We start from the raw sequence: 25277 nt of genomic DNA, 5'->3' as shown, positions 1-25277 counted from the left end.
GGCTCCCGGAGGCGGAGACTAGCGTTTCCGGCGTGCTGAACACTGCCTCCCCCACCGCCCTCGCTGCTTCCGGGCATGCTGAGGGGGTGAGCAACGACGAGTTCCGGGCCGCGATGTCCCGGCTGGCCGCGGGCGTGGTCCTGGTGACCGCGCAGGAACCGCCGCTGGACCCCGACGACCCCCAAGCGCCGGGTGTCGAGGACGTCGGCATGACCGCGACCGCCTTCATGTCGGTCTCCCTCGACCCGCCGCTGGTCCTGGTCAGCCTGCGCGAGGGCTCCCGCATGGACGACCTGCTGGACGAGCAGCCCCTGTGGGCGGTGTCGGTCCTCACCGAGAGCCAGCGGCACATCGCGGGCCGCTTCGCCATGAAGGGCCGCATCAGCGACCGGCTGCTCTTCGAGGACATCCCCTACGCCCGCGGCGAGGCCACCGGCGCCCCGCTGGTGGGCGGCGCGCTGGCCACCCTGGAGTGCCGCACCGAGCAGCGGGTGACCGCCGGGGACCACACCCTGGTCATCGGCCGCGTCCTGACCGCACAGGTGCCGAGTGCGGAGGGCGGCCCGCTGCTCTACTTCCGCGGCCGCTACCGGCAGTTGGGATGAGCCCGAAATCCCGTGGTCGCGGAGTGATCCGCCTGCCTAGGGTGCGCCGATGACACCTCGTCTGGAAACCATCACGCCCAGCACCTTCGAGACCGCCGTCGGCATCCGCGTCCGTCCCGACCAGGAACACGCCGTCTCCCCCGTCGTGCAGTCCCTCGCCGAGGCGTACGTCCATCCGGCCGGCGTGGCCTGGCCCCGCCTGATCCTCGAGGAGGACCGCGCGGTCGGCTTCCTGATGGCGTTCCTCGACATCGACTGGTACGGCGACGGCAGCGTCCGCCGCTCCGGATTGTGGCGGCTCAACATCGCCGCCGAGGAACAGGGCAAGGGCTACGGCCGCTTCGCCGTCGATTCCGTGGCCGGCGAGATCCGCCGTCGCGGCGGCACCCAGCTGTACGTCACCTGGCATCCCGGACCGGACGGCCCCGAGGAGTTCTACCTCCGCCTGGGCTTCCACAAGAACGGGGAGACGAGCGGGGGACAGACGGTCGGGGTGCTGGAGCTGTGACGCGCCGGGCAGCCGCGACCGCCCCTGCCCGTGCTCGTCGCTCATCGGCTGGTCCGGTCTCCCCTGCGCGTTCCACGGTCCCTCACCCGGATGACGCGGCGAAGACCGGAGACGTCACGGCGCCCGCGGACGAGGGGCAGGGCGCGAGGAAGGTCAACCCCAGTCCCGCCCCGAGCGCCCCCGCTTCGTCTCCGAGCGCTGCTTCTTCTCCCGCAGCCGGCGCTCGTTGATGCCGCGCGGGATACGGGTCGGCCTGCGCGGCTTCGGCGGCGGCGCGGTGGCCTCCGCGAGGAGCGCGGCGAGGCGTACGGCGGCGGTCTCGCGGTTGCGCCACTGGGAGCGGTGCTCGGAGGCCCGGACCGACAGCACGCCGTCGACGAGCCGACCGGCCAGCCGCTGCAGCGCCCGCTCCTTCCACACGTCGGGGAGCGCCTCGGTGCCTGCGAGGTCGAAGCGCAGCTCCACCTGGGAGTCGCTGGTGTTGACGTGCTGCCCGCCGGGCCCGGACGACCGCGAGAAACGCCACATCAGCTCGGCCTCGGGAAGCGAGACCGAGCCACGGATGAAGTAGGGCCCGGACATGCATTCCATGTTCCCGGCCCCACCCGTCCCACGTCATCCGGTTTTCACCATCGCGGGTAAAAAAGGTAAAGGGTTCCGGAACCACAGGGACCCCCCTCGACGTTGTTCCGGGTGACGGTAGCTTCGTCGGCACACACGTGCAGGGATATCTAAGGAAGGGACTCCCAACATGGCTGTAAGCCTGTCCAAGGGTGGCAACGTCTCGCTCACCAAGGAGGCTCCGGGCCTGACCGCCGTCACCGTGGGCCTCGGCTGGGACGTCCGCACCACCACCGGCACGGACTTCGACCTGGACGCCTCCGCCATCGCGGTGAACGGGCAGGGCAAGGTCTACTCGGACGCCCACTTCGTCTTCTTCAACAACAAGCAGACCCCGGACAACACCATCGTCCACACCGGTGACAACCGCACCGGCGAGGGCGCGGGCGACGACGAGGCGATCAACGTCAACCTGGCCGCGCTCCCGGCCGACATCGAGAAGGTCGTCTTCCCGGTCTCCATCTACGACGCCGAGAACCGCGGCCAGAACTTCGGTCAGGTCCGCAACGCCTACATCCGCATCCTGAACCAGGCCGGCGGCGCCGAGATCGCCCGTTACGACCTCTCCGAGGACGCCGCCACCGAGACGGCCATGGTCTTCGGCGAGCTGTACCGCAACGGCGCGGAGTGGAAGTTCCGTGCGGTGGGCCAGGGTTACGCCTCCGGCCTGGTCGGCATCGCCCAGGACTTCGGCGTCAACGTCTGACACCCGGCGAGCGATCGGCGCGGGGGAACTCCCCGGCGCTGTACGGGAGCCCCGGCCTGCGACGCCACCGCGGCCGGGGCTCCCGCCCTCCGAACCCCCATCGTCTGAGGTCCCGTCTCCCGGGCACCGCCCATCCGGACGCCCTCCCTCTGGCCCCGCTTCCGGCCTCCTGACCTGCTCAGCGCGCCGTCCGTTCGGGCCGTGGCCGGTGTTTCCTCGGTGCAGCGAAAACGCCGGAGGCGTTCCGTGGCGCGGGCGATAAGTTGCCGCCCATGATCCTCGAGCCCCTGTCCCCCGCCCAGGACATCCCGGTCCCGCTGCTGACCGAGCTGACCGCGCTGTACGCGTCCAACCGCGAGTTCCAGCGGCTCAGCGGCGACTTCCCCGACCCGGACGACATCCGCCCGGAGCAGGTGGCGGCGGCGCTGGCCGAGGAACTGGCCGTGCCGGGTGCCGAGGTGCTGACGGCCCGTACGGAAGAGGGGCGGCTCGTCGGTGTCGCGATCACGCTGGCCCACCACCCCGACCCCGCCGACCCGGACCCGTGGATCGGGTTGCTGATGGTGGACGCGGCCGACCACGGCAAGGGCTACGGCCGCACCCTCGCGGGACTCCTCGAGAACCGTTTCCGCGCGCAAGGCCGCACGGCCGTACGGCTCGCCGTCCTTGACGACAACCCCAAGGCGCTGGCCTTCTGGACCGCCCTCGGTCACGAGGTGATCGACCACCGCCCCGACCATGCCCTCGGCCGCCCCTGCACCGTCCTGCGCAAGGTGCTGCGGACCCCCCGGCGAGCGGCCCGGATCGCCGTCGTGGACCCGGAGGGCGCGGTGCTGCTCCTCCGGTACGACAACGTCGAGGTCGGCGTCCACTGGGCGCTGCCCGGTGGCGGTCTGGAGCCCGGCGAGAGCCCGCGCGAGGGCGCCCTGCGGGAGTTGGCCGAGGAGACCGGCTGGACCGACCTGGAACCCGGCCCGCTGCTGTGCACCTGGGAACACGACTTCACGCACGCGGTTCCCGTCCGCCAGCACGAGCACATCTACGTCACCCGCGGCCCGCGCCGGGACCCGGCCGGCCCCCAGCTCGCCGCCGCGCACGCCGCCGACGGCATCCTCACCTGGCGCTGGTGGAGCAGGGAGGAGCTGGCCGCGGAAGCGGAACCGGTGTGGCCGCCGGACCTCGCCCGGCTGCTGGACGAGTGGGCGGGCCCGGGCGCCGGGGTGTGACGGATCGCGCCTCACGTGCGCTTGTCGAACCACCAGTCGAGTACGGCAGCCGGGCCGCCCGTCACGGGTGGTCCGGTTTGCCGTTGCCGTACAGCCAGTCCTCCCAGATGCCGGTGAAGTCCTTGTCCGGGGCCTTCTTCTGCACGTACGCGGTGAAGTCCGCGGTGCTCGCGCTGCCGTGGCGGCGCCCGGCGGCCCAGCCCTGGACGATGGCGTAGAAGGTGTCGTCGCCGACCTTCTGCCGGATCTTCTGCAGGACCATCGCGCCGCGCTCGTAGACGGGACTGTCGGAGATGTGCGCGGCACCGGGGGGCTTGGCGGGCGGGAAGGCCCAGATCTCCTTGTGGTCGCCCTCGTAGAGATCGGTGAAGGTCTGCTGGGCGCTCTTGCCCCCGTGGTCCTCCTCGTACAGCCACTCCGCGTAGGTCGCGAAGCCCTCGTTGAGCCACATGTCACGCCAGGACGTGGGGGTGACCGAGTCGCCGTACCACTGGTGGGCGAGTTCGTGGACGAGGAGGGAGGTGTCGGGGGCACCGGGGAAGACAGGACGGCTCTGGGTCTCCAGGGCGTACTTGACGTCCTCCGGGCGGTCGACGATCGCACCGGTGGAGGAGAAGGGGTACGGCCCGAAGTTGTACTCCTCCCAGTCGATGATCTCGGAGATCTCGGCGAGCAGGTCCTTGCTCGCCTCGGCCTGGGTGGGGTCGACTGCGGTGAGGACCGGCAGTCCGTGCGGGCCCGTGCCGCGGGCGACCGTGAAGTGGCCGACGGCGACCGTGGCGAGGTAGCTCGCCATGGGCTGGGCCATGTGCCAGGTGTACGTCGCGCGTCCGCCCTGGGTGCTCCGGCTCGTCAACTCACCGTTGGAGATGGCCTGCAAGTCCTTCGGGACGGTGACCGTGATGTCGTAGGCCGCCTTGTCGGAGGGGTGGTGGTTGCCGGGGAACCAGGCCATGGAGCCGACCGGCTGGCCGAGGCCGAGCGCGCCGTCGGCGGTGGGCAGCCAGCCCTCCTCGGCGCCGTCGGGGTCGGTGAGGGTCCGCGGGGTGCCGGAGTAGCGGACGGTCGTGCTGAAGGTCTCGCCCTCGGTCAGGTCGTCGTGGGGGCGGACGGTGAGTTCCTGTCCGGTGCGGCTGACGCGGGCCTCCTCGCCCTCGACGGTGACCGAGTCGACGTCCAGTCCGGCGAGGTCGAGGTCGAAGGCGGACAGGTCCTGGGTGGCGCGGGCGGTGATGACCGCCCGGCCGGTGAGCCGGTGGGTGGCCGGCGTGTAGTCGAGGGTGAGGGCGTAGTGGCCGACGTCGTAGCCGCCGTTGCCGGCCTTCGGGAAGTAGGGATCGCGTACGCCGGAGCCGCCCGGGGTGCCGTGCACTCCGCCCTCGCACGCGGTGCCGGTCAGGACCAGGGCGAGCACGGCCGCGGAGGCCGGGACAAGACGCACGGATCTGGACATGTCAGTGATCTTAGAGGGGCGCGGTGCCCCCGGAGCAGCGGCGCGGACCACCGGGAGCAGGGGTGCAGGGCACCGGAGCAGGGGCGCGGGGCACCGGAGCAGGGGTGCGGCCGTCGGCGTGACACCATCTCTTGCGTGCTCGACATCGGCTATGCCCTCTCCAACCGGTTCCCGGACCCGCCGCAGACCGACTACCGCCGCGCGGACGTCCACGCGCTGCGGCACGACCTCTTCTGCGGGGACGTCTACCTCGCGGACACCGAGACGGACCGGGAGCTGTCCACAGCCTGGGGATGGGTGCCGGTGCTGGACTTCGCCTGGGCGCTGTGCGACATCGTGGAGCGGCTGGACCGGGACCCGCTGGGCTCCCGCGCCGCCCGGCCGCAGCGGGCGGAGCTGGACTTCACCGAGTCGACCGACCGGATGCTCTTCGAGCGCCGCTTCGGCTGGGTCGACATCACCTCCGACTGGACACCCGCCGAGGAGTCACCGCTGAGCTTCTCCCACGCCGAACTGCGCCGCGAGGCCCGCGACTTCCTGCACGACCTGATCGCGGACCTGACCGACCTCCACGACGACCTGGCGGAGAACCCGGCGATCTGGACGCTCCAGGCCCGCTTCCCCCGCCTGCCCTGAGCCTCACCCCTCCACGCGGATCCCCAGCTCGGCCGCCAGCACCGGTGCCAGGTCGAGCAGTTGGCCGGTGCTGATGACCGCTCCGGAGAGCCGGTCCAGCCCCCGTACGACCTCCAGCGGGGCGGCCCCGCGCAGGTCGACGTCGGTCAGGGTCGCGCCACCGAAGTCGGCCTCCTTCAAGGCGCAGTCGATGAACTCCACCCGCTCCAGCCGGGCGCCCGCGAAGTCCGGCTCGATCAGCACGCAGGACTCGAAGACGACGTCCTTGAGGCGGGCCTCACGGAGGTTGAGGCAGTCGAGCTTGCCGCCGCGGACCACGACCCGCTCCAGGACGGCGCCGTGCAGTTGGGTGCCGCCCAGGCGGGCGTCGACCACCTCGACGTCGCGGAACGTGGACTCGGCGAGGTGGGTGCCGACACCGCGCGGTCCGGTCAGGACCGAGTCCAGCACCCGGGCCCGGCCCAGTGCCGTCTCGTCCACCGCGCAGCCCGTCAGCGCGCAGTCCATGAACCGGGCGCCCGCTCCGTCCTGTCCGGCCAGGTCCGCCTCCCGGAACTCCAGCCCGTCGTAGTCACCGTCCGGCTCCAGCTCCCGGTCGGGCCACGGCTCCAGGGGCGGCAGTCGCACCTCCGGCCGTCGCGCGCCCTTCACCGCAGCCCGGCCCGCAGACCGGCCGCCCATCGCTCTCCTCGCCATGCGCCCATGCTGCACCCCGTCACTGACAATCCGTCCTGAGCTGGGGAAAGCCGGCCGGCGATCCGGTGATGTCACGTTCCGCCAGGCCCGAACAGTCGTACTAGGACCAGCAGGCGAACCGACCGAGGGAGACCCCACCCCATGCACCGCATCACCGTCATCGGCGGCGGCTTCGCCGGGCTCACCGCCGCCATCACCGCCGCCGAGGCAGGCGCCGAGGTCACCGTGTACGAGGCCCACCACACCTTGGGCGGGCGGGCCCGCACGGCCGACGGGCCGTACCGGACCAACGAGGGCCCGCACGCCCTCTACAACGGCGGCCCGCACTGGTCCTGGCTCAAGCGGCGGGACCTGATCGGACCGCTGGCCCCGATCCCGCCCCTGGAAGCCGCCCGGCTGCGGCTGCGTCACCACGGCGTCCTGCGCCGCACCCCGCCCTTCGCGATGCTCAAACTGCTGCGGCCCAAGGCCGGCCTGGCCCCCGTCGACGCCGATTTCCGCAGCTGGGCGACCCGCATCGCCGGTGAGGAGGGTGCCCGGGCCGCGGCCAACTACGCCGCCGTCGCCCTCTTCCACCACGACCCGGGCGCCCTGTCCGCCGCCTTCGTGCAGGACCGCCTGCGCCGGGCCACCAAGCTGCCGCCGGAGGCGCACTATCCGCGCGGTGGCTGGGGCTCGGTCATCGACCGGATGGCCGCGCGGGCCTGGAACCTGGGCGTGCGGATCGAGACGCTGTCCCGGGTGGACGAACTGCCGGGCGACACCCCCGTCGTCGTCGCCACCTCCCTGCCCGCCGCCCGCCGGCTGCTCGGCGACGACTCGCTGACCTGGCCGAGCGGCCGTACCGTCCTGCTCGACCTCGCCGTACGCACCCGGCGCGGGGACCCCTTCGCCGTCTCCGACCTGGACGCGCCCGGCTGGCTCGAGCGGTTCACCGCGCAGGACCCGTCCCTCGCGCCGGCCGGGGAGCAGTTGGTCCAAGGGCAGCTCCCGATCAGGCCCGGCGAGTCCCGCGCCGACGGCGTCGCCCGTGCCGAGCAACTGCTCGACCTGGGCTTCCCGGGGTGGCGGGGGCGGGTCACCTGGCGGCGCGAGGCCGTGGCGGACGGCCGTACGGGGGCCGTGGACCTGCCGGGCCGCACCTGGCGGGACCGGCCCGCGGTGGACCGGGGCGACGGGGTCTATCTCGTGGGCGACCAGGTGGCGGCCCCGGGCGTGCTGTCGGAGGTGTCCTTCACCAGCGCGGTCACGGCGGTGTCCCTGATCCTCGACCGTCCCGTCCTTGACCTCAAGCACGCTTGAGGTCGGAGGCTGGGGCTCCCGAACCGGTCACACCGAGTCACGAGATGCGGGGGTCCCCATGCACGCCGTCCGTCTGTACGCCTTCGGGCCGGCCGAGAACCTGACCTACGAGGAGGTCGCGGACCCGGTCCCCGGCCCGGGCCAGGTGCGGATCGCCGTCGCCGCGGCCGGGGTGCACCTGCTCGACACGGCCCTGCGCCAGGGCCACCGGGGCCCGCTGCCCGAGCCGGCCGCGCTGCCGACGGTGCCCGGCCGTGAGGTGGCGGGGGTCGTCGACGCACTCGGCGACGGGGCCGACGAGGCGTGGCTCGGCAGACGGGTGGTGGCCCACCTGGGCACCGCGCCCGGGGGCTACGCCCAGTTCGCCGTGACCGACACCGAGCGCCTGCACGAGGTCCCGGAGGACCTGGGCCTCGCCGAGGCCGTCGCCATGATCGGCACCGGGCGTACGGCGCTGGGGATCGCGCAGTTCGCCGAGCCGGGACCGGACGACGTGGTGGTCGTACCGGCCGCGGCGGGCGGCATCGGCACACTGCTCGTGCAGTACGCCAAGAACGCCGGGGCCGTGGTGATCGGGCTCGCGGGCGGGCCGGAGAAGACCGCCCGGGTCCGGGCGAACGGCGCCGACCTCGCCGTCGACTACACCGCGCCCGACTGGCCCGCCGAGGTCCGCGCCCGCCTCGGCGGCCTCCCCCACGTTCCCGACCTCGCTCGGTCAGCGGGGGCTCCCCGCGCCACGATCGTCTACGACGGTGTCGGCGGCGCGGTCGCCCGGGAGGCCGTCGCCCTGCTCGGGCCCGGCGGACGGCACCTGGTCTTCGGCTGGTCGGCGGAGGGGATCGGCGACGGGCAGGGCTTCCTCGTCGACGGCATCTCCGAAAGCGTCCTCGGCCCGCGCATGCTCGAGAAGGCGGGAGGCCTGCGGGCGCTCGAACTGCGCGCCCTCGCCGAGGCCGCCCGGGGCCGGCTGCGCCCGGCCGTCACCCGCTTCCCGCTCGCGCGGGCGGCCGCCGCGCACCGGGCGCTGGAGAACCGCGGCACGATCGGAAAGGTGGTGCTGGAACCGTGAGGCACCGACCCGGATGACGGTCCACTCCTCCTACACCGGCGAGATCCTGCCCACCCTGATCTGGTGCGTCTCGGCATGGGCCTGACCTTCATGCCGGTGTTCGCCACGGCCACCTCCGGAGTCGCGCCGCGCGACTCCGGGGTCACCTCAGCGGCCGTCAACACCGCGCAGCAGGTCGGCGGTTCGATCGGTACGGCACCGCTCAACACCATCGCCACCACCAGCAGCGCCGCCTACATCACCGCCCATCTGCACAGCCCGGCCCAGAAGGCGGTCGTGGTCCCGGCGGGCGTGGTCCACGGCTACACGGCCGCCCTGTGGTGGGCGGCCGGCGCGATGGTCCTGGCCGGCCTGATCGCGGGCCTGATGGTCACCGCCAAGGCCCCGAAGCACGGCGCACCGGCGAAGGCCCCGGTGCCGGAGTCAGTGGGCTGAGCCCAGCGCGCCGAGCGCCCCGTCCGTGAGCCGGTACACCGTCCACTCGTCCTGCGGGCGGGCGCCCAGCGCCTCGTAGAAGCCGATCGCGGGCCGGTTCCAGTTCAGCACCGACCACTCCAGCCGCTCGTACCCGCGCTCGACGCAGATCCGCGCCAGCTCGGTCAGCAGCGCCCGCCCGTGCCCGCCGCCGCGCGCGCCGGGACGGACGTACAGGTCCTCCAGGTAGATGCCGTGCGCTCCGCGCCAGGTGGAGAAGTTCAGGAACCACAGCGCGAACCCGACCGGCTCACCGCTGTCCTCGTCCACCGCCATGTGCGCGAAGGCGGCCGGCCGCTGACCGAACAACGCCTCCCGCAACTGCTCCTGGCTTGCCCGGGCCTCCTCGGGGGCCTTCTCGTACTCGGCCAGCTCCCGGATCAGGGCGTGGATGACGGGGACGTCGGCTGGGGTCGCGGCGCGAATCATGAGGCGAGGCTAACCGGCCGGTTGTCCGGAGGTGTCAGTGCCGTCCCGCCACCCGGTCCGCCACCTTGGCCAGGCGTGAGGACTCCGTGCCGGGGTGGAGGCGTTCGCGCCGGTCGGCGGTGCGATAGGTGGCGTACATGCCCTGGACGCCGAGCCAGCGGAAGGGTTCCGGCTCCCACTTGCGGACCCTGTGGTTCACCCAGGGCAGGTCCGTCAGCTCGGTGCGGCCGCCCTGGCCGGAGTCCTGCTGGACGAGGTCGCGCAGGGTGCGGGCGGCCAGATTGGTGGTGGCGACGCCGGAGCCGACGTAGCCGCCGGCCCAGCCGAGCCCGGTGGAGCGGTCCAGGGTGACGGTCGCGCACCAGTCGCGCGGGACGCCGAGGACACCGGACCAGGCGTGCTCGATCCGGACGCCCGCGAGCGACGGGAAGAAGCGGGTCAGGATCTCCCGCAGCGCCTCGATCGTCGCCTCCTGCGTGCGGCCGTCGTTGTCGGTGCGGGATCCGAACCGGTACGGCACTCCCCGCCCGCCCAGCGCGATCCGGCCGTCGGCGGTGCGCTGGGCGTACATGTAGGCGTGCGCCATGTCGCCGAGGGTCTCCCGGCCGTCCCAGCCGATCGCCGCCCACTGCTCCTCGGTCAGCGGCTCGGTGGCGACCATCGAGGAGTTCATCGGCAGCCAGGTCCGCCTCTGGCCCTTCAGGGACGCGGTGAAGCCCTCGGTGCAGCGCAGGATGTAGGAGGCGCGAACCGTGCCGTAGGGGGTGACGGCGTGTCGGGGGCGGATCTCCGTCACCGGCGTCGACTCGTGGACGGTCACCCCGAGCGCCTCCACGACGGCCGCGAGCCCCTTCACCAGCTTCACCGGGTGCAGCCGGGCCCCGTGCGGGGTCCAGGTCGAGCCGACCGCGTCCGCGATCCTGATCCGCTCGGCCGTCTCCCGGGCGCCGTACAGCTCCCGGTCCTTCTCGCCGTACGACAGCTCGTGCTCGTGGAACGCCTTCAGCCGCGCCAACTGGGCGGGCGAGGTGGCCACTTCGAGCACGCCGCCCCGGTGCACGTCGGCGTCGACCCCCTCCGCCTCGGCGACCGCGATCACCTCGTCGACGGTGGCGTTCATCGCCTTCTGCAGCCGTACGGCGGCCTCTCGGCCGTGCAGCCTCGCATACCGGTCGCGGCCCGCGATCCCGTTGTACAGCCAGCCGCCGTTGCGGCCCGAGGCGCCGTACCCGCAGAACTTCTGCTCCAGCACGGTGATCCGCAGGAACGGGGCCGCCTTCTTCAGGTAGTACGCGGTCCACAAGCCCGTGTACCCGCCGCCGACGATGACGACATCGGCCGACGCGTCCCCGGACAGCGGCTCCCGCACCGCCGGAAGACCGTCGTCCGCGTACCAGAAGGAGATGCCGCCGTTGACGACACCGTTCGCCGAGCTGCTCATGGCCGGGACGTTAACCCCTGAGACCGGCCAGTGTCTCCTTCGGATCCCATGCTTTTCCGCGGCCCCTGACCAGCGGATAACAGGCCAGCCCGATCAGCACGGAGACGAAGTGGCCGAAGTCGGTGAAGGTCGGCCCGGCGGCCAGCGGCAGCCCGAAGACGACCAGCACCGCCGGCAGGTACCCGTACCGCCAGGGCGCCGCGATCCGGTAGGTGAGCACCGCGATCACCCCGGCCAGCGCGTAACTGACCCCGATGTCGAGGGTGTCGACCGCCGAGTGCGGGGCCATGCCGTCCCGGATCGCCTTGAGCAGCACCCCCTCACTGATCAGCGAGGCCAGGACGTGCGCCGACGCGCACACCACCAGCCAGCGGGCCGTGCCCAGCCAGCGCTCGGCCGGCGCGTGGAACGCCGTGTACAGGAAGGCGTACGGCACCCAGTGCCCGCTGTCGGTCCACATGGCGCTCGCCACCAGCACCCGCACCGGGGTGCGCGACAGCTCATGGATGTTGGTCGACCGCTGCCGCAGGAAGTGCTCCTCGAACTCCGGCGACATGTGGTGCAGCGCGACGGTCGTGACGAACAGGATCGCCAGCCACACGTACGTGCCGGGAGCACCGCGGACGTACGCCCACGCCCCGCTCAGGCCCCGGAAAATTCCCATGAGCCGATTCACGCACGCCGGTATCGTCCGCTGCGTGATCGACATCCCCGGCGACCTGGCCGCGGCGCAGGAGAGGTACAACGGCGCGGCGGGCCGGGCCTTCGTCGCCGGCCTGCCGGACCTCGCGGACCGGTTCCTGGACCGCTGGCGGCTGCGGCTGGACGGACCCTCGATGAACGGCGTCTGCGCCCTGGTCCTGCCGGTCGTCCGCGCCGACGGGCTCCGTGCCGTCCTCAAGCTCCAGCTGCTGGACGAGGAGAGCGAGGGCGAACCGGTCGCGCTGCGGGCCTGGGACGGCGACGGGGCCGTACGGCTCCTCGACCACGACCCGACCACCGGCACCCTGCTCCTGGAGCGCCTGGACGAGACCCGGACGCTCGCCGGCCTGGCCGACACCCGCGAGGCGGTGCTGGTCATCGCCCGCCTGCTGGCCCACCTGACGTCCTTCCCGGCCCCGCCCGGACTGCGCCGGCTCGGTGACATCGCCCAGGACCTGCTGGAGCGGACCCCGTGGGCGCTGGGGCGTATCCCCGACCCCGGGGTCCGCCGGATCGTCGCCGACTGCGCGGCCGCCGTGCGCGAGGTGGCGCACGAGCCCGGCGACCGGCTGCTGCACTGGGACCTGCACGACGGGAACGTCCTCGCCGCCGACCGCGCCGACTGGCTCGCCATCGACCCCAAGCCGCTCGCCGGCGACCCCGGCTTCGAACTGTGGCCCGCCCTCGACAACCGCTTCGACGCCGCCGAGGTCCGCTGGCGCTTCGACGCGATGACCGACGTCCTCGGCCTGGACCGGGAGCGGGCCCGCGCCTGGACCCTCGGCCGCCTCCTGCAGAACGCCCTGTGGGACGTGGAGGACGGCCGTCCCACCGAGGGACACCGGCTGGGGATCGCCCGCCTACTGGCATGAGGAAGCCCAGGTGGGACGGGGTCCCACCCGGGCCGCTGGAGCCCCCTGTCGGATTCGAACCGACGACCTTCGCTTTACAAGTTCGTTCTCCGGATGGGGCGACCTCCCGGAACGCGCCCTCGATGCTGCCCGGCACTCCAGCTCAAGCCGTCGTCGTCCGCCCTGGTTCGGCGCCGTTGATGTCAGCCGGTGATGTCAGCGGGACGCCCTATGCACTGATGGGCAGTGCTCTCGCCCGCTCGCGCGCCTTGGCACGCAGTTCCTTGAGACGGCCGTGGAAGCCGTTGTGGCGGTTCTGGTCGAGGTTCAGCGGCAGGTCGAGCTGGGAGATGAGTTCCGACTCCATGGTCCACGGTTCGCGGTGCTCCAGCCAGCACACTTCTGCGTTGTCGGCCATCCACTGACTGAGGACGGCCTCTCCTGCCTTGCCGAAGGTCAGGCGGGTCCCACTGCCGACACGACGCAGCTCCAGGCCCAGGAGGCAACCGAGGGTGAGCCGAAGGGTTGATCCGGCCGCGTTGCCCCGATAGTGGTAACGCACGCGCTTCCGCAGGTTCTGAGTGCTGGTCCGGTTCGACATGTGGCGCGGAGCTATGCCGACGTAGAGCAGTCGCCCGGAGACCAGATCCGGGTGGGGCGACTCCCTGAAATGCCACCCGTAGACCCCGGCTGCGGCCGGCACCGGGCTCGGCCTCGCCAAGACCTCTCGCGCCGACCACAGTCGGTCAGGACGAGTGAGGGCGGTAGCGTCCACAGAACCTCCAGCGTTGGCAAGCGCGGTACGGCGCAGGCTACTGGAAGGCCTTTGCGGGAGATGCGTGCCGGAGCAGGAAAGAAACAGCCCATCTTGCAGTGCCGCCGCCCCCTGGGCGGAAACCCGTACGGTCGAGCGGCTCTGACCTCGGGCCTCGCCCGTGGCGGGACAAACTCTTCTGTCACTGTCGGTCGACGTAGTGACCTCCGGGGCGTCGGGCGGCCCAGGTACTGCCCCAGAACGATCACTAGATACGGGGCGGGATACCGGACGAAGGTCTCAAGACAGACCGCCGCCTGACGCGGGTACCTCTCGGAGGCTCCCTACGCAAGGAGATCTAACGATGGGCTCCTCACAGCCGCCGCGCTGGTACATGATGACGAGATGACACCGCAGCGCAGGATGTGGCTATGGGGCCTTGCCGCCGTTACCGGCCTCGCAATGCTGGCATTGGGCATCTATTTTGCTCGATTGGGGCTTGAACGCGCTAACGCACTGTCCGGCATTCTCGGACTATTCATTGGAATAATTGGCCTCGCCTTGTCCCTCTATTCAACACTCCAAGTTAGGAGCTCGACACAATCCACGCCACCGCAGCAAACTCGAATGAGTCAACAAAGCGGCAGTAATTCAACAAACGTGCAGGCGGCGGGCGATATCACCATCGGAAACAACAACAAATTGGGCGGAAGCTAGGCCAGTGACCGACAAAGGAAAGCAGATTCAACGGGCTGGCGACAACTCAACAAACTACCAAGCGCAGAATATAAATGTGCATGGCCTCACCTACTCAGAGGCAAAGGAAATCGCACTTGATGTATTTCGCGCCAATGCCCTTGAACTTTCTGCGGCGGCTCAGAATATCGCCAGGCAGCGAGTCGAGGAGTTGACCGAGTCCTTCTTTAAGAGACTGTTTGCGCGTGCGCCAGAGGCCATTGAATCCATCACCGATCCTGACATGCAGCGCTCTATTTTTCGAGCTCAGGAAGAATACGCCTGCTCTGGCGACGAGGATTTGGGCGAAGTGCTCGTGGACATGCTCGTAGATCGCGCAGCGAACCCCGCTAGAGACCTACGGCAAGTGACACTCAACGAGGCGATTCGGACAGCCTCCAAGCTAACCGCACACCACTTCACCATCCTCGGCGCGCTCTTGATCGTGGCCAAGACGAAGTTCACCGCAGCGCGAAACGTCACTGAGCTGCACGGCTATCTGACCAGGGTCATAGCTCCAGCCGTGGAAGGCCTACGCGCAACAGACGGAGACCTCCGGCATCTGCAGTATGCCGGTTGCCTGTCGATTGACTTGACCGAGAATACTCTCAGTGGCATATTTTCCCAAACCTACCCTGGCCTTTTTAATAAGGGGTTCACGGCAGAGCAAATCGGCGAAGGGCATCGAGAGCTCGGCCCTCCCGCCCTCATTCCCTGCCTTCGCGATCCATCGAAGCTGCAAGTCGGGGCACTAGACAGCACGGTACTTGAACAGGAATTGATACCAGATCAGGGACTAGAAGATCATTCCGCCGAGTTGCAGAGGCTCATGAACGTCAACTTGATGCCCGGCGACGAAATCGAGGAGGAGATCGCATCACTACACCCATCCCTTCGTAACCTGGTAGACGTTTGGGGATCCACGCCAATACGCAGATGCCAACCCACTGGCGTGGGAATGGCTTTGGGTCACGCGAACCTTAGGCGCATCCTGAAAGATGACTTTTCACCGAGCCTTGATGTTTGGGTGAATTAGATGCTCACGAGGTCGGCGGAACGGCTTTGGGCTGGAGCTGATTTGGCGCGAGTGATCATGGCCCATTACGCTGGCCCGCGGATCGGGCAGGTTTATGAGCCTGCCCGTTAGTGCCCGATTTTGGGCCATGATCTTCGAGGCTCGCGCCAAATTGGCTGCCTAAAGCCGTGGAGCCGACCGGCCTCAGCCACAGCGGGTTTTTCTGCCTCTGCCCGCATGCACGCAGCGCGCCGCCGGGCGCGGCCAGCCGGGGCGGAGACAGGAGGCAGGCCGCGCCGCAGAGGCGGCGCGCGCCCGCGCCGTGCGCGGGCCTTGATGATGTAGAGAAAGTCTTACCGCGCTAGTGACCTGGCATCGAGGAATCGATCACGCAGCCCGGCTCTTCGGCTCCTCGCCGTGCTCCAGGTACACCGGAGCAGAGCTGGCCCTGGCCTCGACAGCCGCCCTGATACGTCGGGCCAGTCGTGGGATCGTCCGCTCGGCCAGCTGGTCCGCAGAGACGAAGGCAAAGCTCTTCAGCTCGTCCCGCTGGAGTTCGATGCTCGCCAACCGGTCGTGGCTGAGTTCGCCGCCGTCGAACAGGTACAGCACCTTGTCGCCTTCGGCCTCGCTGGGAGCCCAGTCGACTGCGAGCAGACGCCCGATGGGTGGGGTGATCCCCAGCTCCTCTTGGACCTCACGGATGGCGGCGTGCAGCGGGGACTCGCCGGTCTCGACGTACCCGCCGGGGATCTCCCAGTAGTCCTTGTAGGAGGGCTCCACCATGAGGACCCGCCCGGCGGCATCAAAGAAGAGCGCACCCGCTGCCATGCGCGGGTGCGCCATCTTCGCTTCGTGTGCATTCGGCGCCATGCAGCCGAGGGTACCCAGCTCAGACCACGCGCAGCCTGTCGGCCAGGTCCGCCAGACTCCGGCTCGGCCGGCCGCGTTGCCCTCGCACCCAGGTGAGCACCAGCTCCCGCGCCAGGTAGTGGCTCCGCACCTGCTCCGGCGCCCAGCTCTCTGCTTCGAGGACCTTGGCGAGCGCGTCGTCCATCCGGTTGTGGGCGCTGAGGGCCCGGGCTACTTCGAGGTTGTGCCGTGTACGGCGTTCCGTCGGCAGTCCTGTCGTGTCGATCTGGGGGCCGAGGTCGACCGCGACCTGCATGTCGCCCAGCTCGGCCGCCGTGGCCACTCGGTGAATGGCGACGTTCGTCGGCCCGAAGGCGGTCCAGACGTGGTTGGCGTCGGTGCCGAGTCGGTCGGCTGCCCGTTTGGCCTCGTCCAGAAAGGTCCGCGTCGTGGCCCGGTCGTCCGCACGGGCTGAGGCCATGGACCCGGCCAGGAACAGGGTTCCGTAGATGGACAGGAACTCGGGCGTCGACTCCTGGAGACCCGGCCGGAGGTACTCGCCCGCGTCCCCGACCAGCTGTACGGCCGCGTCGAACCGGCCGTTGGACAGCAGACAGTGTGCGACGGACCGGAAGAGAGAACCGGTGACGACCGGGTTGCCGGACTGCTGTGCTGCCGCCAAGCCGCGGTCGGCTGCGATCCATGCCAGGTCGGTCTCACCGAGCTTGGTGAGCACCATGGCCGCGCCCTGGTAGGTCATGGCCATCAGTTCGTGTGCCCGCTCTCGCTCCCGGCCCTGGTAGGACTGGGCGGCGATGAGTGCGTCGGCCAGGAGCAAGGGCAGGCGCCGGGTCGCGAAGCCGTAGCGCGATTCCTGGTAGGCGTCCCACACCTCTGCGACGTTGCGGCTCAGCTCGTCGAGCGACGTCGGCTCGCCTTCGGTGGCGACGCCCAGCAGCGGCGTCAGCTGGCGGTAGTTCATGAGGGCCGAGCGGAGTGCCGGCACCGTGCGGGTGCCACTGTCGGGCGTCCATTCCAGGAGAGTGGGTTCGGCCAGCAGGTCGCCGAGCGTCACGTCCAGGGCGTCGGCCAGCGACTTGATGACCGAGAGCCGGTCCAGCTCGATCCGGTTGTTCTCCGCCTTGCTCAGCCAGTCGACCGTGCGGCCCACCAGTCCGGCCAGGACCTCTTGGGAGATCCCCCGCCTGCGGCGGTACCAAGCGACTCGTTCACCGATCGTCAGGTTCGTCGTCATTCCTCGCATGGCTAGAGCGTCTTCCCATCTCCCTATGGGACCCCGGAGGAATTTTCCGGGGTAGTGCGCCGCCTCGCCCCTAGCGTCGTAGCTACCCCGAGAGGTCGCTAGGCCGAACACGCGACGAAGGAGCCACGATGCCGCTGACGCCGGCCGAAGTGGTGGAGCTGACCCAAGAAGTGAAGGAGCTGGCCGAGGAGGTGAACGTCATCGCACGCCGTGCCGACGAGCTGGTCAGCCGTCTTGCGGCTGCTTACGCACCAGTTGCTCAAGCTGATCCATCCGCTCCGCGAGTCGACGCACCTCGCGCCGTACGTCGGACAGATAGCCGGCGATCTCCTCGAACTCCGGGCTGTGCTTCGTCTGGCGGGGCTCCTCGGGAAGGGTGACGAAGCTGCCCTTGCCCTGGTGGGAGATCGCGTAGCCGTCTTCACGGAGCCGTGAGATCGCCTGGCGGGCCACGGTCCGCGAGACGTCGTGGTCGTTCATCAGCTGGGTCTCGGACGGCAGCTTGGCGCCCGGTTTCAGCTTCCCCTGCCGGATGCGCCTCTTGAAGTCGTCGGCGATCTCCAGGTACTTCGCCCGCCCGGTGAACTCGGCCATAGCCCCTCTCAGTGCTTGTCGCACTAAGTGCAGCACATCTAACCGAGACCCGTCGAGAAGCACTTGACGTACTAAGTGTGTTAGGTGCACTCTCATGACAGGTCGACGTACTAAGTACGTCAAGTTCAACCCCTGAGGAGCGCTCTCATGCGTCAGATCCCCGTCGACACCTCCGCTGCGACCGTGATGGTTGCCAAGCCCCCGCAGCCCAAGGTGAAGGACCGCCGTACCGGCGAGATCGCCACCGATGTCGAGACCGGCGCGAAGCTGATGACCGTCGACGTGATGTTCGCGGCCAACGACGAGGTGGAGATCCTTTCCATCACCGTCCCCGAGCCGGGCATCTCCGGTGAGCTGACCATGGGCACCCCGGTCGCGCTCACGGGTCTGATCGCCCGGCCGTGGGAGAACGACTTCAACGGCCAGAAGCGGCACGGGATCGCCTTCCGCGCCGTCGCGGTCACGTCCCTGGTTGCTGCTGCCGCGAACTCCAAGGCGGCCTGATCATGGCCGCGTTCACGGTCGCTCTGGTGCTGGTCGTCGCCGCTGCGGGTCTCCTGCGGTGGCGGCGCCCCGCCTGGTACTGGATGACCTTCGGCGTCACCCTGGCGAGCCTGCGGGTCCTGATCCGCTATGCCTCCGTCATGGACGCGTGCGGGCTGACGGTCCCGCCCTCACGCTGGCGACTGTCCCTGGCCCGGGTCACCAACCGGCCCGTGCCGGACTCGCGCCCGCCGCGCATTCTGCGCCTCCGGCCGACTAGGACGGGTCTGGTCCTGCGGCTGGGACTGCGGCCCGGGCAGGACGCCTTCGACGTCGCCGCCGCCTCGGACCGGCTGCGCCACTCGTTCTCCATGTACGGCGTCACCTCGCGTGAGGTGCGCTCGGGTGTCGTGGAGGTACGGATGACCGGCTACGACGTCCTCAAGCGGGTGCAGATGCCTGCCAAGGTCGACACCCGGCCGATGCGGGTCCCGGTCGCCCTGCGCGAGGACGGCTCGGTGCACTACCGCGACTACCGCGCCGTCCCGCACGCCCTCACCCTCGGCGCTACCGAGTCGGGTAAGTCCGTCTATCAGCGCAACCTGGTTGCCGGGCTTGCTCCGATGGACGTCGCCCTGGTCGGCATCGACTGCAAGCAGGGTGTTGAACTGTTCCCGCTGGCCCGCCGGTTCTCCGCACTCGCCGACAACCCCGACACCGCCGCCGAGCTGCTGGACGCGCTCGTGTCCCGCATGGAAGGGATCTACCAGCTCATCCGCGCCGAACAGCGCATCACCGCCGCTGTTCCGGACGCTGAGATAGCCGCCGACATCTGGGACCTGCTTGAGCATCTGCGACCGGTGCCGGTCGTGGTCCTGGTCGATGAGGTCGCCGAACTGGCCCTATTCGCCAGCAAGGAGGAGGAGAAGCGGCGCGACCGCATCATCACCGCACTGGTCCGCCTCGCCCAGCTCGGCCGCGCGGCCGGCATCTACCTCGAAATCTGCGGGCAGCGCTTCGGCTCCGAACTCGGCAAGGGCATCACCATGCTCCGCGCCCAGCTCACCGGCCGCACAGCCCACCGCGTCAACGACGAGACCAGCGCCAACATGGCCTTCGGCGACATCTCCCCGGACGCCGTCCTCGCCGCCATCCAGATTCCCGCAGAACTGCGCGGCCTTGCCATCGCCGGGGACTCCACCGGCGGCTGGCACCGCATCCGCGCCCCGCATACCTCCCTCCGCCGGGCCGTCAACACCTGCAACCGGCATGCCGACCGCACTCCGGACTTGCCCGAGCTGGCCCCTTTCCGGCCCGAGTCGACCGCCACCGCTGCAACCGCAGTGCCGCTGTCCAAGACGGCTCCTGCCACGGCGTAACCACTTCGCTCCCCGGTCGGCGCGACCGCCTTCGTGCCAGGTCCTATCCCTGCCATGCCTGTTGAAGGGAGAACCCCCGTCATGTGCCCCGACTGCGAGGACTTCGCCCGGACCGTCCTGCTCCTGGGCCAACTCGCCCTCTACGCCGACACCATCGGCGCCGACCTGGACTTCGTGGACGCCGTCAGTCCGTCCCTGGCCGCCTCGCTCCCGCAGCCGCCGACCGGTGGGGAGTCCTGATGGCCACCCGTCACGCCCTGCGCGTGGATGCCGTCCTGGTCCAGGCCGTCATCGCCGGAGCGCTGTCCTTCGCCCACCTGCACGACCTGGCCGCCGCTGCCGGACAGGACGGCTGGAAGGCCTGGGCCTACCCCGTCTCCGTCGACCTGCTCCTGGTCGCCGCCTGGCGACGGCTCCGCAGCGAGGGCCCGTCCCGCCTGGCTTGGTGCTGGTTCCTCATCGCCCTCTTCGCCTCTCTGGGCGCCAACGTCGCCACCGCCGGATTCCTCGACCTGACCGACCCGCCCGCGCTGCTCCGCCTCGGCATCGCCGGATGGCCGGCCCTGGCCTTCCTCGGCGGCACCCTCCTCGCCCACTCCGCCAAGCAACCGACGACCGAACCGCCGGCACCCGCCCCGGCCCCGGAACCCGACATCGCGGACGACCACGAACCGGCTCCCGGATCCCCCCCGGACCCGGAGCCCGCCCCGGCCTCGGTGGAGGAACCGGCGGCGCTTCCGCCCGCCGACCCGGCGCCCGCGGTTCCCGCCGTTCTCATCGACCACGCCCGCAAGGTCGCCGCCGACTACCGCGACCGCACCGGCGCCCCGATCGACACCGACACCCTGCGCGCCCGCCTCGGCGTCCCGCCCCACCTCGCCGACGCCATCGCCGCCCAGCTCGCCTGAGCCGGAAGGAGAACCAGCCACCATGCCCGCCCGCGACAACTTCCACTCCGTAATGCGGATCGGCCCCGTGCAGATCGGCACCCACCGCGACCGCAACGGCCGGACCAAGTACGCCGCCGTGTGCACCGCCGACCGCTGCGGTTGGTCCGCCGACTACTCCAGTCAGTCCGCCGCCCAGCTCGCCGCCCGCACCCACCGCTGCCGCGTCCGCTAGGAGACACCGTCATGCAGGTCCCGCTCTGGTTCGCTCTGGCCGTCGTCGGCTACCTGGGCGTCAAGTTCCTCCGCCCGCCCTGGTGGCTCGTTGCCGTCCTCCTCCTGGGCGGCTACCTCCTCGCCGACAGCGTCCTCGCCCCCGCGATCGACACCGCCCTCACCAAGTAGCGAAGGGAGAACCGCCATGCTCCGCCCGAAGGTCCCGACCATGCCCACCCCGACTGGACTCGTCTCCGCGCCCGCCGTCATCGAGCCGACCACCGTGGTCCAGCACCACCCGACGCCCGCCCCCGCCTCGGCCGTGTCGACCGGCCCGACGGTCCAGCTCACCCCGGGAGCCGTCCTCGCCCTCGTCGGCGGCGGTACGGCCGTGGTCCTGGTCGTCGGCGCCGTCCTGGTCTCGATGCTCCTGGCGGTCGCCGTCACCGGTGCGTCCGTCGCGGTCTGCGCCCTGGTCATCCGCTCACTCATCACCTCGCAGCACCGCCGCTGAACGGTCCCGGGGGCGACGCACAAGCCGCCAAGCACGCCGCCGCTCCTGGGACCGGGTTCCGCCAAGCCAACCGCCATCGCCAAGGGACACAGACATGGACCTGCAGACAGCCGCGAGCATCGTGCCGTTACTCGGCTGGGCCGTGCACGGCGGCATCCTCACCCGCCGCCTCGTCTCCGCCCGCCGCGACCCGCTCACCGGCCTCCTCACCCGCGCCGGATGGACCGCCCGCGCCGAACACTGCATCCGCCGGCACCCGAGTGCCGCCGTCCTCCTGGTCGACCTCGACCACTTCAAGACCCTCAACGACACCCACGGCCACGCCGCCGGGGACGCCGCCCTGGTGGAGATCGCCGCCCGGCTGCGCGCCTGGTGCGGACGCAACGGCACCGCCGGCCGTCTGGGCGGGGACGAGTTCGTCGCCGTGATCCGGGACCTGGCCGCCGCCGACCTCGACGCGCTGACCAGCGCACTTCACCGGCCGCTGCCCTACGCCGGGACGCTCCTCCCGCTGGCCGCCTCGGTCGGCGTCTGCCCCGTCGCCGAGCTGGCCGTGCCGCTCCTCACGGACGCGCTCGCCGCCGCCGACGCGGCCATGTACGCGACCAAGGGCCGCACCCGCCGGGGCTCCCGCACCACTCGCTGAAAGGCCACCGGGTGGCGCACAAGCCGCCAAGCACGCCGCCACCCGGGGCCGTTCCTTCCAACCGCAATCGAAAGGAACCACCATCATGGCCCACCACACCCCGCCGCGGGCGAGGATCTGCCCGGCCTGCGACGGCTTCGCCTCCGTCGCCGTCACCCTCGGCGGCCGCGACCACCGTGGCCACCTGCGCACCGTCACCGCCCACTGCCCGGCCTGCCACGGCACCGGCACCGCCCGCCCCGCCCACCGGCAGGGGGTGAACGCCTGATGCCCCGCCGCTGGAGCCTCGGAGTCGACCGCATCCTGTCCGACGGACTGGACGGCGACTACGACCGCCTGAAGAAGACCGCCAAAGCCCACCAGCTGCACGACACCGACCGGGCCACCAAGCCCGACCGCCACGGCCGCTCTTCCAACGCCGCCGCGAGCGAAGACGCCAACACCCCGCAGAAGCGAGGTTGGCGCCGTTGACCCCGAAAGCCCTGCTCGACCCGACCACCCTCGGCGACCTGCTGAGGGTGGCTTCGGCCCCCGAGTACACCCGCTGGGAAGACCAGATCCGCCGCACCGGCGGCTGCGCCGACCCCATCCACCTGACCGGCTGGGTCCTGCACAAGGACAAGACCACCGGCGAGCCCCTGCACCACTACTCCACCGAGACCGAGCCGGGCGGACGCCTCCGCCTCGCCTGCGGAAACCGCCGCGCCTCCCGCTGCCCCGCCTGCGCCTGGACCTACGCGGGCGACACCTATCACCTGATCCGTGCGGGCCTGGCCGGAGACGACCGCCGCGACATCCCCGCCACCGTCCGCGACCACCCGCGCGTCTTCGCCACCCTCACCGCCCCGTCCTTCGGCCCGGTCCACAACCGTCCAGACCGGGGCGTCTGCCGTTGCGGCACCCGCCACGGCGCCGACGATCCCGCCCTTGGCACCGCCCTCGACCCGGCGACCTACGACTACGCGGGCGCCGTCCTGTTCAACAACCACGCCGGACAGCTCTGGCAGCGCTTCACCAACCGGCTCCGCCGCGAGATCGCCGCCCGTGCGGGCATCACCCAGCGGGAGCTGAAGGAGTGCGCCCGGCTCTCTTACGGCAAGGTCGCCGAGTTCCAGAAACGCGGCGCCGTGCACTTCCACGCCGTCATCCGCCTCGACGGTCCCGACGGGCCGGACACCCCTCCCCCGGCCTGGGCAACAGTCGGCCTCCTCACCGACGCGATCCGTGCCGCCGCCGCGCACTCCTACACCTCGGTCTCCGTCCCGGCCGCCGAGGACCAGCCCGCCCGGACCTTCCGCTGGGGCACCCAGCTCGACGTCCGGCCAGTGAAGGCCTTCGGGGACGGCTCCGACATCACCGAACAAGCGGTGGCCTCGTACGTCGCCAAGTACGCCACCAAAGCCGCAGAGAACACCGGCACCCTCGACCGCCGCATCGGCGAACTCTCCGAACTCGACCGACACCAGGTCCCCGACCACACCCGCCGCCTCATCACGGCCTGCAAGCAACTCGACCCGCTCTACCCCGACCGCCGCCTCTGGGCCTGGGCGCACATGCTCGGCTTCCGCGGCCACTTCAGCTCCAAGTCGCGCTGCTACTCGACCACCCTCGGCGCCCTCCGCCAGGCCCGCGCCGACTACCGAGCCGCCCAGGAACGCGAGGCCCTGGGCCTGGACGACACCGAGCCGGACACCGTCCTCGTCCTGGCCGACTGGCAGTACGCCGGCCACGGCCACACCCCCGGCGAGTCCGCCCTCGCCGCCACCATCGCCCGCGACCTCCAGCTCAACCGCGAGACCGCCCGCGAAGCCCTACGCGACCAACTGGCCCTGGAAGGAGCCGCCGCATGACGACCGCAACCGCCCAGTTGCTGACCGTGCCGGAAGTCATGGCCCGGCTCAAGGTCGGCCGCTCGAAGGTCTACGACCTGATCCGTTCTCGCCGCCTGACCTCGATCAAGATCGATGGCGCTCGCCGCATCCCCGCCGACGCCGTCCAGGACTTCATCCTCGGCCAGATCGAGGAGGCTGCCTGATGGCCAGCGAGCGCAAGCGCAATCCCAACGGCGCCGGCACCATCACCAAGCGCAAGGACGGCCGCTACCAGTGCGCGGTGTACGTGCTCCAGCCGGACGGCACCCGTGCCCGCAAGTTCGCGTACGGCAAGACCTGGGCCGAGTGCGACACCAAGCGCCGCGAGCTGCTCGCCAAGGTCGACCAGGGCGTGCCCGTGCCCACCCGGTCGGCCAAGCTCGCCGAGTGGCTGCCGTACTGGCTGGAGCACTTCATCAAGCCCAACCGCAAGCGGACGACGTACAGCAAGTACGCGATGCACGTGCGCCTGTACCTCGTGCCGCTGCTCGGCTCCAAGAGCCTGGAGGCACTGGGTCCCCGCCACGTGCGGACGTTCGTCGCCGACGTGTCGCGCCGGTCCTCCCCCGCCACGGCCAAAGAGGCCCACCGCGTGCTGCGGACCGCCCTAACCGCGGCCTGCCGTGAGGAGCTGGTGACGCGGAACGCCGCGTCGCTCGTCGAGGCCCCGAAAGTGCCCCGCCGCGAGCTGACCCCGTGGACGCTGGACGAGACGCTGACGTTCCTGGAGCACGCGCGCCGTGATCCGCTGTACGCCGCCTTCGTCCTGGCGGTGGCCATGGGTCTGAGGCGTGGCGAGATCCTCGGGCTCCGCTGGTCGGACGTGGACCTCGACCATCGGGTGTTGCGAGTCAGCAAGCAGGTGCAGCGCGTCGGCGGGGAGCTCTACGAGGACACCACCAAGAGCGGCCGGGCGCGTCCCCTGCCGCTCCCGCTGATCTGCCTGGGTGCGCTCCGCTGGCACCGGATGCGGCAGACCGAGGCGGCGCGACGCAAGGGGGTCGAGCTCTCCCCGTCCTCGTACGTCTTCACCACCCGCAACGGCCGCCCGATCGACCCGCAGAACGTCAACCGGTCGTTCTTCCGCATCACCGACGCCGCCAGCCTTCGGCGCATCCGTCTGCACGACGCCCGGCACGGCTGCGCCACGCTCCTCACCGCCGCCGGTGTCGCGCCTCGCGTAGTCATGGAGATCCTCGGACACAGCCAGATCAGCATCACCATGGACGTCTACACGCACGTGACCTCGGACACACAGCGGGAGGCCATCAGCCACATGGATCGCCTGCTCAGGCGGCGCCCCGACCGTGAGTGATCGCCCCGGTTGATGTCACCCGTGGATGTCGAA

General features: G+C 70.7%; 33 protein-coding genes and 1 pseudogene. 24 read left to right on the top strand and 10 right to left on the bottom strand.

The features are described from left to right. Positions 1 to 32: 32 nt before the first annotated feature. A complete protein-coding gene (locus ACGFRF_RS11510; protein WP_393738588.1) occupies positions 33 to 605 on the top strand; it encodes a flavin reductase family protein in 573 nt (190 codons plus the stop codon). A gap of 49 nt (positions 606 to 654) precedes the next feature. After that, positions 655 to 1113: a GNAT family N-acetyltransferase gene (locus ACGFRF_RS11505; protein ID WP_393738586.1), complete on the top strand. Its 459-nt coding sequence runs from the start codon at positions 655 to 657 to the stop codon at positions 1111 to 1113. A 153-nt stretch (positions 1114 to 1266) separates the two neighbouring features. On the opposite strand, the gene arfB is transcribed toward ACGFRF_RS11505, so the two are convergent. Next, complete coding sequence (arfB, locus tag ACGFRF_RS11500; RefSeq protein ID WP_393738584.1) at positions 1267 to 1704, bottom strand: alternative ribosome rescue aminoacyl-tRNA hydrolase ArfB; 438 nt, start codon at positions 1702 to 1704, stop codon at positions 1267 to 1269. A 160-nt stretch (positions 1705 to 1864) separates the two neighbouring features. Here arfB and ACGFRF_RS11495 point away from each other — a divergent pair, with 160 nt between their 5' ends. Both ACGFRF_RS11495 and ACGFRF_RS11490 read left to right on the top strand, forming a co-directional pair. Next, the gene (locus ACGFRF_RS11495) at positions 1865 to 2440 is read left to right on the top strand and encodes a TerD family protein (protein ID WP_393738582.1); all 576 of its coding nucleotides are present in this window, start codon (positions 1865 to 1867) and stop codon (positions 2438 to 2440) included. A gap of 272 nt (positions 2441 to 2712) precedes the next feature. After that, positions 2713 to 3666 carry a GNAT family N-acetyltransferase gene (locus tag ACGFRF_RS11490; protein ID WP_393738580.1) on the top strand — a complete coding sequence of 318 codons (954 nt, stop codon included), beginning with the start codon at positions 2713 to 2715 and terminating at the stop codon, positions 3664 to 3666. 61 nt (positions 3667 to 3727) lie between these two features. Here the strand turns inward: ACGFRF_RS11490 and ACGFRF_RS11485 are convergent, their stop codons facing one another. Further along, the gene (locus ACGFRF_RS11485; protein ID WP_393738578.1) at positions 3728 to 5119 is read right to left on the bottom strand and encodes a M1 family metallopeptidase; all 1392 of its coding nucleotides are present in this window, start codon (positions 5117 to 5119) and stop codon (positions 3728 to 3730) included. Between the two features lie 135 nt (positions 5120 to 5254). Between ACGFRF_RS11485 and ACGFRF_RS11480 the strand changes: the two genes are divergently transcribed. Next, positions 5255 to 5755 (top strand): hypothetical protein, encoded by a 501-nt coding sequence (locus ACGFRF_RS11480; RefSeq protein WP_393738576.1) that lies wholly within the window; start codon positions 5255 to 5257, stop codon positions 5753 to 5755. A gap of 3 nt (positions 5756 to 5758) precedes the next feature. Here ACGFRF_RS11480 and ACGFRF_RS11475 read toward each other — a convergent pair whose 3' ends face one another. Next, a complete protein-coding gene (locus tag ACGFRF_RS11475; RefSeq protein ID WP_393738574.1) occupies positions 5759 to 6451 on the bottom strand; it encodes a pentapeptide repeat-containing protein in 693 nt (230 codons plus the stop codon). Between the two features lie 141 nt (positions 6452 to 6592). On the opposite strand from ACGFRF_RS11475, the gene ACGFRF_RS11470 reads away from it, so the two are divergent. The 3 genes and pseudogenes from ACGFRF_RS11470 to ACGFRF_RS11460 all read left to right on the top strand — a co-directional run. Further along, a complete protein-coding gene (locus tag ACGFRF_RS11470; protein ID WP_393738572.1) occupies positions 6593 to 7753 on the top strand; it encodes an FAD-dependent oxidoreductase in 1161 nt (386 codons plus the stop codon). A 58-nt stretch (positions 7754 to 7811) separates the two neighbouring features. Further along, the gene (locus ACGFRF_RS11465; RefSeq protein ID WP_393738570.1) at positions 7812 to 8822 is read left to right on the top strand and encodes a zinc-binding dehydrogenase; all 1011 of its coding nucleotides are present in this window, start codon (positions 7812 to 7814) and stop codon (positions 8820 to 8822) included. Between the two features lie 7 nt (positions 8823 to 8829). Further along, positions 8830 to 9257, top strand: a pseudogene (locus ACGFRF_RS11460) (MFS transporter); the annotation flags it as partial. Here ACGFRF_RS11460 and ACGFRF_RS11455 read toward each other — a convergent pair. The 3 genes from ACGFRF_RS11455 to ACGFRF_RS11445 are packed head-to-tail and all read right to left on the bottom strand — an operon-like array spanning position 9246 to position 11830. After that, complete coding sequence (locus tag ACGFRF_RS11455) at positions 9246 to 9725, bottom strand: GNAT family N-acetyltransferase (RefSeq protein WP_393738568.1); 480 nt, start codon at positions 9723 to 9725, stop codon at positions 9246 to 9248. The pseudogene ACGFRF_RS11460 and the gene ACGFRF_RS11455 sit on opposite strands and share 12 nt — an antisense overlap. Positions 9726 to 9759: 34 nt before the next feature. Further along, on the bottom strand, positions 9760 to 11166 hold the full coding sequence (locus ACGFRF_RS11450; protein WP_393738566.1) for an NAD(P)/FAD-dependent oxidoreductase: 1407 nt from the start codon (positions 11164 to 11166) through the stop codon (positions 9760 to 9762). A gap of 10 nt (positions 11167 to 11176) precedes the next feature. Continuing rightward, positions 11177 to 11830, bottom strand: coding sequence for a rhomboid-like protein (locus tag ACGFRF_RS11445; RefSeq protein WP_393738564.1), 654 nt, complete (start codon positions 11828 to 11830; stop codon positions 11177 to 11179). On the opposite strand from ACGFRF_RS11445, the gene ACGFRF_RS11440 reads away from it, so the two are divergent. Then, positions 11829 to 12740: an aminoglycoside phosphotransferase family protein gene (locus ACGFRF_RS11440; protein ID WP_393738562.1), complete on the top strand. Its 912-nt coding sequence runs from the start codon at positions 11829 to 11831 to the stop codon at positions 12738 to 12740. The two genes, ACGFRF_RS11445 and ACGFRF_RS11440, sit on opposite strands and share 2 nt — an antisense overlap. A gap of 208 nt (positions 12741 to 12948) precedes the next feature. On the opposite strand, the gene ACGFRF_RS11435 is transcribed toward ACGFRF_RS11440, so the two are convergent. Continuing rightward, positions 12949 to 13422: a GIY-YIG nuclease family protein gene (locus ACGFRF_RS11435; RefSeq protein WP_393738560.1), complete on the bottom strand. Its 474-nt coding sequence runs from the start codon at positions 13420 to 13422 to the stop codon at positions 12949 to 12951. 456 nt (positions 13423 to 13878) lie between these two features. On the opposite strand from ACGFRF_RS11435, the gene ACGFRF_RS11430 reads away from it, so the two are divergent. Next, entirely contained in the window at positions 13879 to 14190 is a 312-nt protein-coding gene (locus tag ACGFRF_RS11430) for a hypothetical protein (protein ID WP_393738558.1), read from the top strand. A gap of 4 nt (positions 14191 to 14194) precedes the next feature. Further along, positions 14195 to 15244 (top strand): LPO_1073/Vpar_1526 family protein, encoded by a 1050-nt coding sequence (locus tag ACGFRF_RS11425; protein WP_393738556.1) that lies wholly within the window; start codon positions 14195 to 14197, stop codon positions 15242 to 15244. Between the two features lie 366 nt (positions 15245 to 15610). Here ACGFRF_RS11425 and ACGFRF_RS11420 read toward each other — a convergent pair whose 3' ends face one another. The 3 genes from ACGFRF_RS11420 to ACGFRF_RS11410 all read right to left on the bottom strand — a co-directional run bounded on the left by ACGFRF_RS11420 (position 15611) and on the right by ACGFRF_RS11410 (position 17933). Next, entirely contained in the window at positions 15611 to 16096 is a 486-nt protein-coding gene (locus ACGFRF_RS11420; protein WP_393738554.1) for an NUDIX domain-containing protein, read from the bottom strand. A gap of 19 nt (positions 16097 to 16115) precedes the next feature. After that, complete coding sequence (locus ACGFRF_RS11415) at positions 16116 to 17330, bottom strand: helix-turn-helix domain-containing protein (protein WP_393738552.1); 1215 nt, start codon at positions 17328 to 17330, stop codon at positions 16116 to 16118. Positions 17331 to 17564: 234 nt separating this feature from the next. Further along, a complete protein-coding gene (locus tag ACGFRF_RS11410; protein ID WP_393738550.1) occupies positions 17565 to 17933 on the bottom strand; it encodes a GntR family transcriptional regulator in 369 nt (122 codons plus the stop codon). 147 nt (positions 17934 to 18080) lie between these two features. Between ACGFRF_RS11410 and ACGFRF_RS11405 the strand changes: the two genes are divergently transcribed. The 13 genes from ACGFRF_RS11405 to ACGFRF_RS11345 all read left to right on the top strand — a co-directional run bounded on the left by ACGFRF_RS11405 (position 18081) and on the right by ACGFRF_RS11345 (position 25244). Next, the gene (locus tag ACGFRF_RS11405; RefSeq protein ID WP_356861109.1) at positions 18081 to 18437 is read left to right on the top strand and encodes a hypothetical protein; all 357 of its coding nucleotides are present in this window, start codon (positions 18081 to 18083) and stop codon (positions 18435 to 18437) included. Between the two features lie 2 nt (positions 18438 to 18439). After that, a complete protein-coding gene (locus tag ACGFRF_RS11400) occupies positions 18440 to 19795 on the top strand; it encodes an FtsK/SpoIIIE domain-containing protein (RefSeq protein WP_393738548.1) in 1356 nt (451 codons plus the stop codon). Between the two features lie 81 nt (positions 19796 to 19876). Then, positions 19877 to 20035, top strand: coding sequence for a hypothetical protein (locus ACGFRF_RS11395; RefSeq protein WP_167347899.1), 159 nt, complete (start codon positions 19877 to 19879; stop codon positions 20033 to 20035). Next, a complete protein-coding gene (locus ACGFRF_RS11390; RefSeq protein ID WP_393738546.1) occupies positions 20035 to 20703 on the top strand; it encodes a DUF2637 domain-containing protein in 669 nt (222 codons plus the stop codon). The genes ACGFRF_RS11395 and ACGFRF_RS11390 overlap by 1 nt, the downstream gene beginning before the upstream one ends. A 22-nt stretch (positions 20704 to 20725) precedes the next feature. Beyond that, the gene (locus ACGFRF_RS11385; protein ID WP_393738544.1) at positions 20726 to 20917 is read left to right on the top strand and encodes a mobile element transfer protein; all 192 of its coding nucleotides are present in this window, start codon (positions 20726 to 20728) and stop codon (positions 20915 to 20917) included. 11 nt (positions 20918 to 20928) lie between these two features. Beyond that, positions 20929 to 21087, top strand: a complete 159-nt coding sequence (locus ACGFRF_RS11380; RefSeq protein ID WP_107066016.1) for a hypothetical protein — start codon at positions 20929 to 20931, stop codon at positions 21085 to 21087. A 16-nt stretch (positions 21088 to 21103) separates the two neighbouring features. Then, positions 21104 to 21412, top strand: a complete 309-nt coding sequence (locus tag ACGFRF_RS11375; RefSeq protein WP_393738542.1) for a SpdD-like protein — start codon at positions 21104 to 21106, stop codon at positions 21410 to 21412. 94 nt (positions 21413 to 21506) lie between these two features. Further along, a complete protein-coding gene (locus ACGFRF_RS11370; RefSeq protein ID WP_393738540.1) occupies positions 21507 to 22058 on the top strand; it encodes a GGDEF domain-containing protein in 552 nt (183 codons plus the stop codon). A gap of 85 nt (positions 22059 to 22143) precedes the next feature. After that, positions 22144 to 22326 carry a hypothetical protein gene (locus ACGFRF_RS11365; protein WP_208879662.1) on the top strand — a complete coding sequence of 61 codons (183 nt, stop codon included), beginning with the start codon at positions 22144 to 22146 and terminating at the stop codon, positions 22324 to 22326. Further along, positions 22326 to 22529 carry a hypothetical protein gene (locus tag ACGFRF_RS11360; RefSeq protein ID WP_031169608.1) on the top strand — a complete coding sequence of 68 codons (204 nt, stop codon included), beginning with the start codon at positions 22326 to 22328 and terminating at the stop codon, positions 22527 to 22529. The genes ACGFRF_RS11365 and ACGFRF_RS11360 overlap by 1 nt, the downstream gene beginning before the upstream one ends. Then, positions 22526 to 23908, top strand: coding sequence for a replication initiator protein RepSA (gene repSA / locus ACGFRF_RS11355; RefSeq protein WP_393738537.1), 1383 nt, complete (start codon positions 22526 to 22528; stop codon positions 23906 to 23908). Before ACGFRF_RS11360 ends, repSA begins: the two co-directional genes overlap by 4 nt. Next, complete coding sequence (locus ACGFRF_RS11350; protein ID WP_053708342.1) at positions 23905 to 24093, top strand: helix-turn-helix domain-containing protein; 189 nt, start codon at positions 23905 to 23907, stop codon at positions 24091 to 24093. Before repSA ends, ACGFRF_RS11350 begins: the two co-directional genes overlap by 4 nt. After that, positions 24093 to 25244, top strand: coding sequence for a tyrosine-type recombinase/integrase (locus ACGFRF_RS11345; protein ID WP_393738535.1), 1152 nt, complete (start codon positions 24093 to 24095; stop codon positions 25242 to 25244). The genes ACGFRF_RS11350 and ACGFRF_RS11345 overlap by 1 nt, the downstream gene beginning before the upstream one ends. Positions 25245 to 25277: the final 33 nt, after the last annotated feature.

Source organism: Streptomyces sp. NPDC048521 (assembly GCF_043199855.1).
In the GTDB taxonomy this organism is placed as follows: domain Bacteria; phylum Actinomycetota; class Actinomycetes; order Streptomycetales; family Streptomycetaceae; genus Streptomyces.
The sequence above is the reverse complement of the archived record's forward strand: the minus strand, read 5'-3'. Positions and strand labels throughout refer to the sequence as shown.

Excerpts from the sequence above, each read along its gene's own strand:
- ACGFRF_RS11505 (WP_393738586.1), top strand. The coding sequence starts at position 655 with ATGACACCTCGTCTGGAAACCATCACGCCCAGCACCTTCGAGACCGCC.
- arfB (WP_393738584.1), bottom strand. The coding sequence starts at position 1,704 with ATGGAATGCATGTCCGGGCCCTACTTCATCCGTGGCTCGGTCTCGCTT.
- ACGFRF_RS11495 (WP_393738582.1), top strand. The coding sequence starts at position 1,865 with ATGGCTGTAAGCCTGTCCAAGGGTGGCAACGTCTCGCTCACCAAGGAG.
- ACGFRF_RS11490 (WP_393738580.1), top strand. The coding sequence starts at position 2,713 with ATGATCCTCGAGCCCCTGTCCCCCGCCCAGGACATCCCGGTCCCGCTG.
- ACGFRF_RS11485 (WP_393738578.1), bottom strand. The coding sequence starts at position 5,119 with ATGTCCAGATCCGTGCGTCTTGTCCCGGCCTCCGCGGCCGTGCTCGCC.
- ACGFRF_RS11475 (WP_393738574.1), bottom strand. The coding sequence starts at position 6,451 with ATGGCGAGGAGAGCGATGGGCGGCCGGTCTGCGGGCCGGGCTGCGGTG.
- ACGFRF_RS11470 (WP_393738572.1), top strand. The coding sequence starts at position 6,593 with ATGCACCGCATCACCGTCATCGGCGGCGGCTTCGCCGGGCTCACCGCC.
- ACGFRF_RS11465 (WP_393738570.1), top strand. The coding sequence starts at position 7,812 with ATGCACGCCGTCCGTCTGTACGCCTTCGGGCCGGCCGAGAACCTGACC.
- ACGFRF_RS11455 (WP_393738568.1), bottom strand. The coding sequence starts at position 9,725 with ATGATTCGCGCCGCGACCCCAGCCGACGTCCCCGTCATCCACGCCCTG.
- ACGFRF_RS11450 (WP_393738566.1), bottom strand. The coding sequence starts at position 11,166 with ATGAGCAGCTCGGCGAACGGTGTCGTCAACGGCGGCATCTCCTTCTGG.
- ACGFRF_RS11440 (WP_393738562.1), top strand. The coding sequence starts at position 11,829 with ATGAGCCGATTCACGCACGCCGGTATCGTCCGCTGCGTGATCGACATC.
- ACGFRF_RS11445 (WP_393738564.1), bottom strand. The coding sequence starts at position 11,830 with ATGGGAATTTTCCGGGGCCTGAGCGGGGCGTGGGCGTACGTCCGCGGT.
- ACGFRF_RS11430 (WP_393738558.1), top strand. The coding sequence starts at position 13,879 with ATGACACCGCAGCGCAGGATGTGGCTATGGGGCCTTGCCGCCGTTACC.
- ACGFRF_RS11420 (WP_393738554.1), bottom strand. The coding sequence starts at position 16,096 with ATGGCGCCGAATGCACACGAAGCGAAGATGGCGCACCCGCGCATGGCA.
- ACGFRF_RS11415 (WP_393738552.1), bottom strand. The coding sequence starts at position 17,330 with ATGACGACGAACCTGACGATCGGTGAACGAGTCGCTTGGTACCGCCGC.
- ACGFRF_RS11410 (WP_393738550.1), bottom strand. The coding sequence starts at position 17,933 with ATGGCCGAGTTCACCGGGCGGGCGAAGTACCTGGAGATCGCCGACGAC.
- ACGFRF_RS11405 (WP_356861109.1), top strand. The coding sequence starts at position 18,081 with ATGCGTCAGATCCCCGTCGACACCTCCGCTGCGACCGTGATGGTTGCC.
- ACGFRF_RS11400 (WP_393738548.1), top strand. The coding sequence starts at position 18,440 with ATGGCCGCGTTCACGGTCGCTCTGGTGCTGGTCGTCGCCGCTGCGGGT.
- ACGFRF_RS11395 (WP_167347899.1), top strand. The coding sequence starts at position 19,877 with ATGTGCCCCGACTGCGAGGACTTCGCCCGGACCGTCCTGCTCCTGGGC.
- ACGFRF_RS11390 (WP_393738546.1), top strand. The coding sequence starts at position 20,035 with ATGGCCACCCGTCACGCCCTGCGCGTGGATGCCGTCCTGGTCCAGGCC.
- ACGFRF_RS11385 (WP_393738544.1), top strand. The coding sequence starts at position 20,726 with ATGCCCGCCCGCGACAACTTCCACTCCGTAATGCGGATCGGCCCCGTG.
- ACGFRF_RS11380 (WP_107066016.1), top strand. The coding sequence starts at position 20,929 with ATGCAGGTCCCGCTCTGGTTCGCTCTGGCCGTCGTCGGCTACCTGGGC.
- ACGFRF_RS11375 (WP_393738542.1), top strand. The coding sequence starts at position 21,104 with ATGCTCCGCCCGAAGGTCCCGACCATGCCCACCCCGACTGGACTCGTC.
- ACGFRF_RS11370 (WP_393738540.1), top strand. The coding sequence starts at position 21,507 with ATGGACCTGCAGACAGCCGCGAGCATCGTGCCGTTACTCGGCTGGGCC.
- ACGFRF_RS11365 (WP_208879662.1), top strand. The coding sequence starts at position 22,144 with ATGGCCCACCACACCCCGCCGCGGGCGAGGATCTGCCCGGCCTGCGAC.
- ACGFRF_RS11360 (WP_031169608.1), top strand. The coding sequence starts at position 22,326 with ATGCCCCGCCGCTGGAGCCTCGGAGTCGACCGCATCCTGTCCGACGGA.
- ACGFRF_RS11350 (WP_053708342.1), top strand. The coding sequence starts at position 23,905 with ATGACGACCGCAACCGCCCAGTTGCTGACCGTGCCGGAAGTCATGGCC.
- ACGFRF_RS11345 (WP_393738535.1), top strand. The coding sequence starts at position 24,093 with ATGGCCAGCGAGCGCAAGCGCAATCCCAACGGCGCCGGCACCATCACC.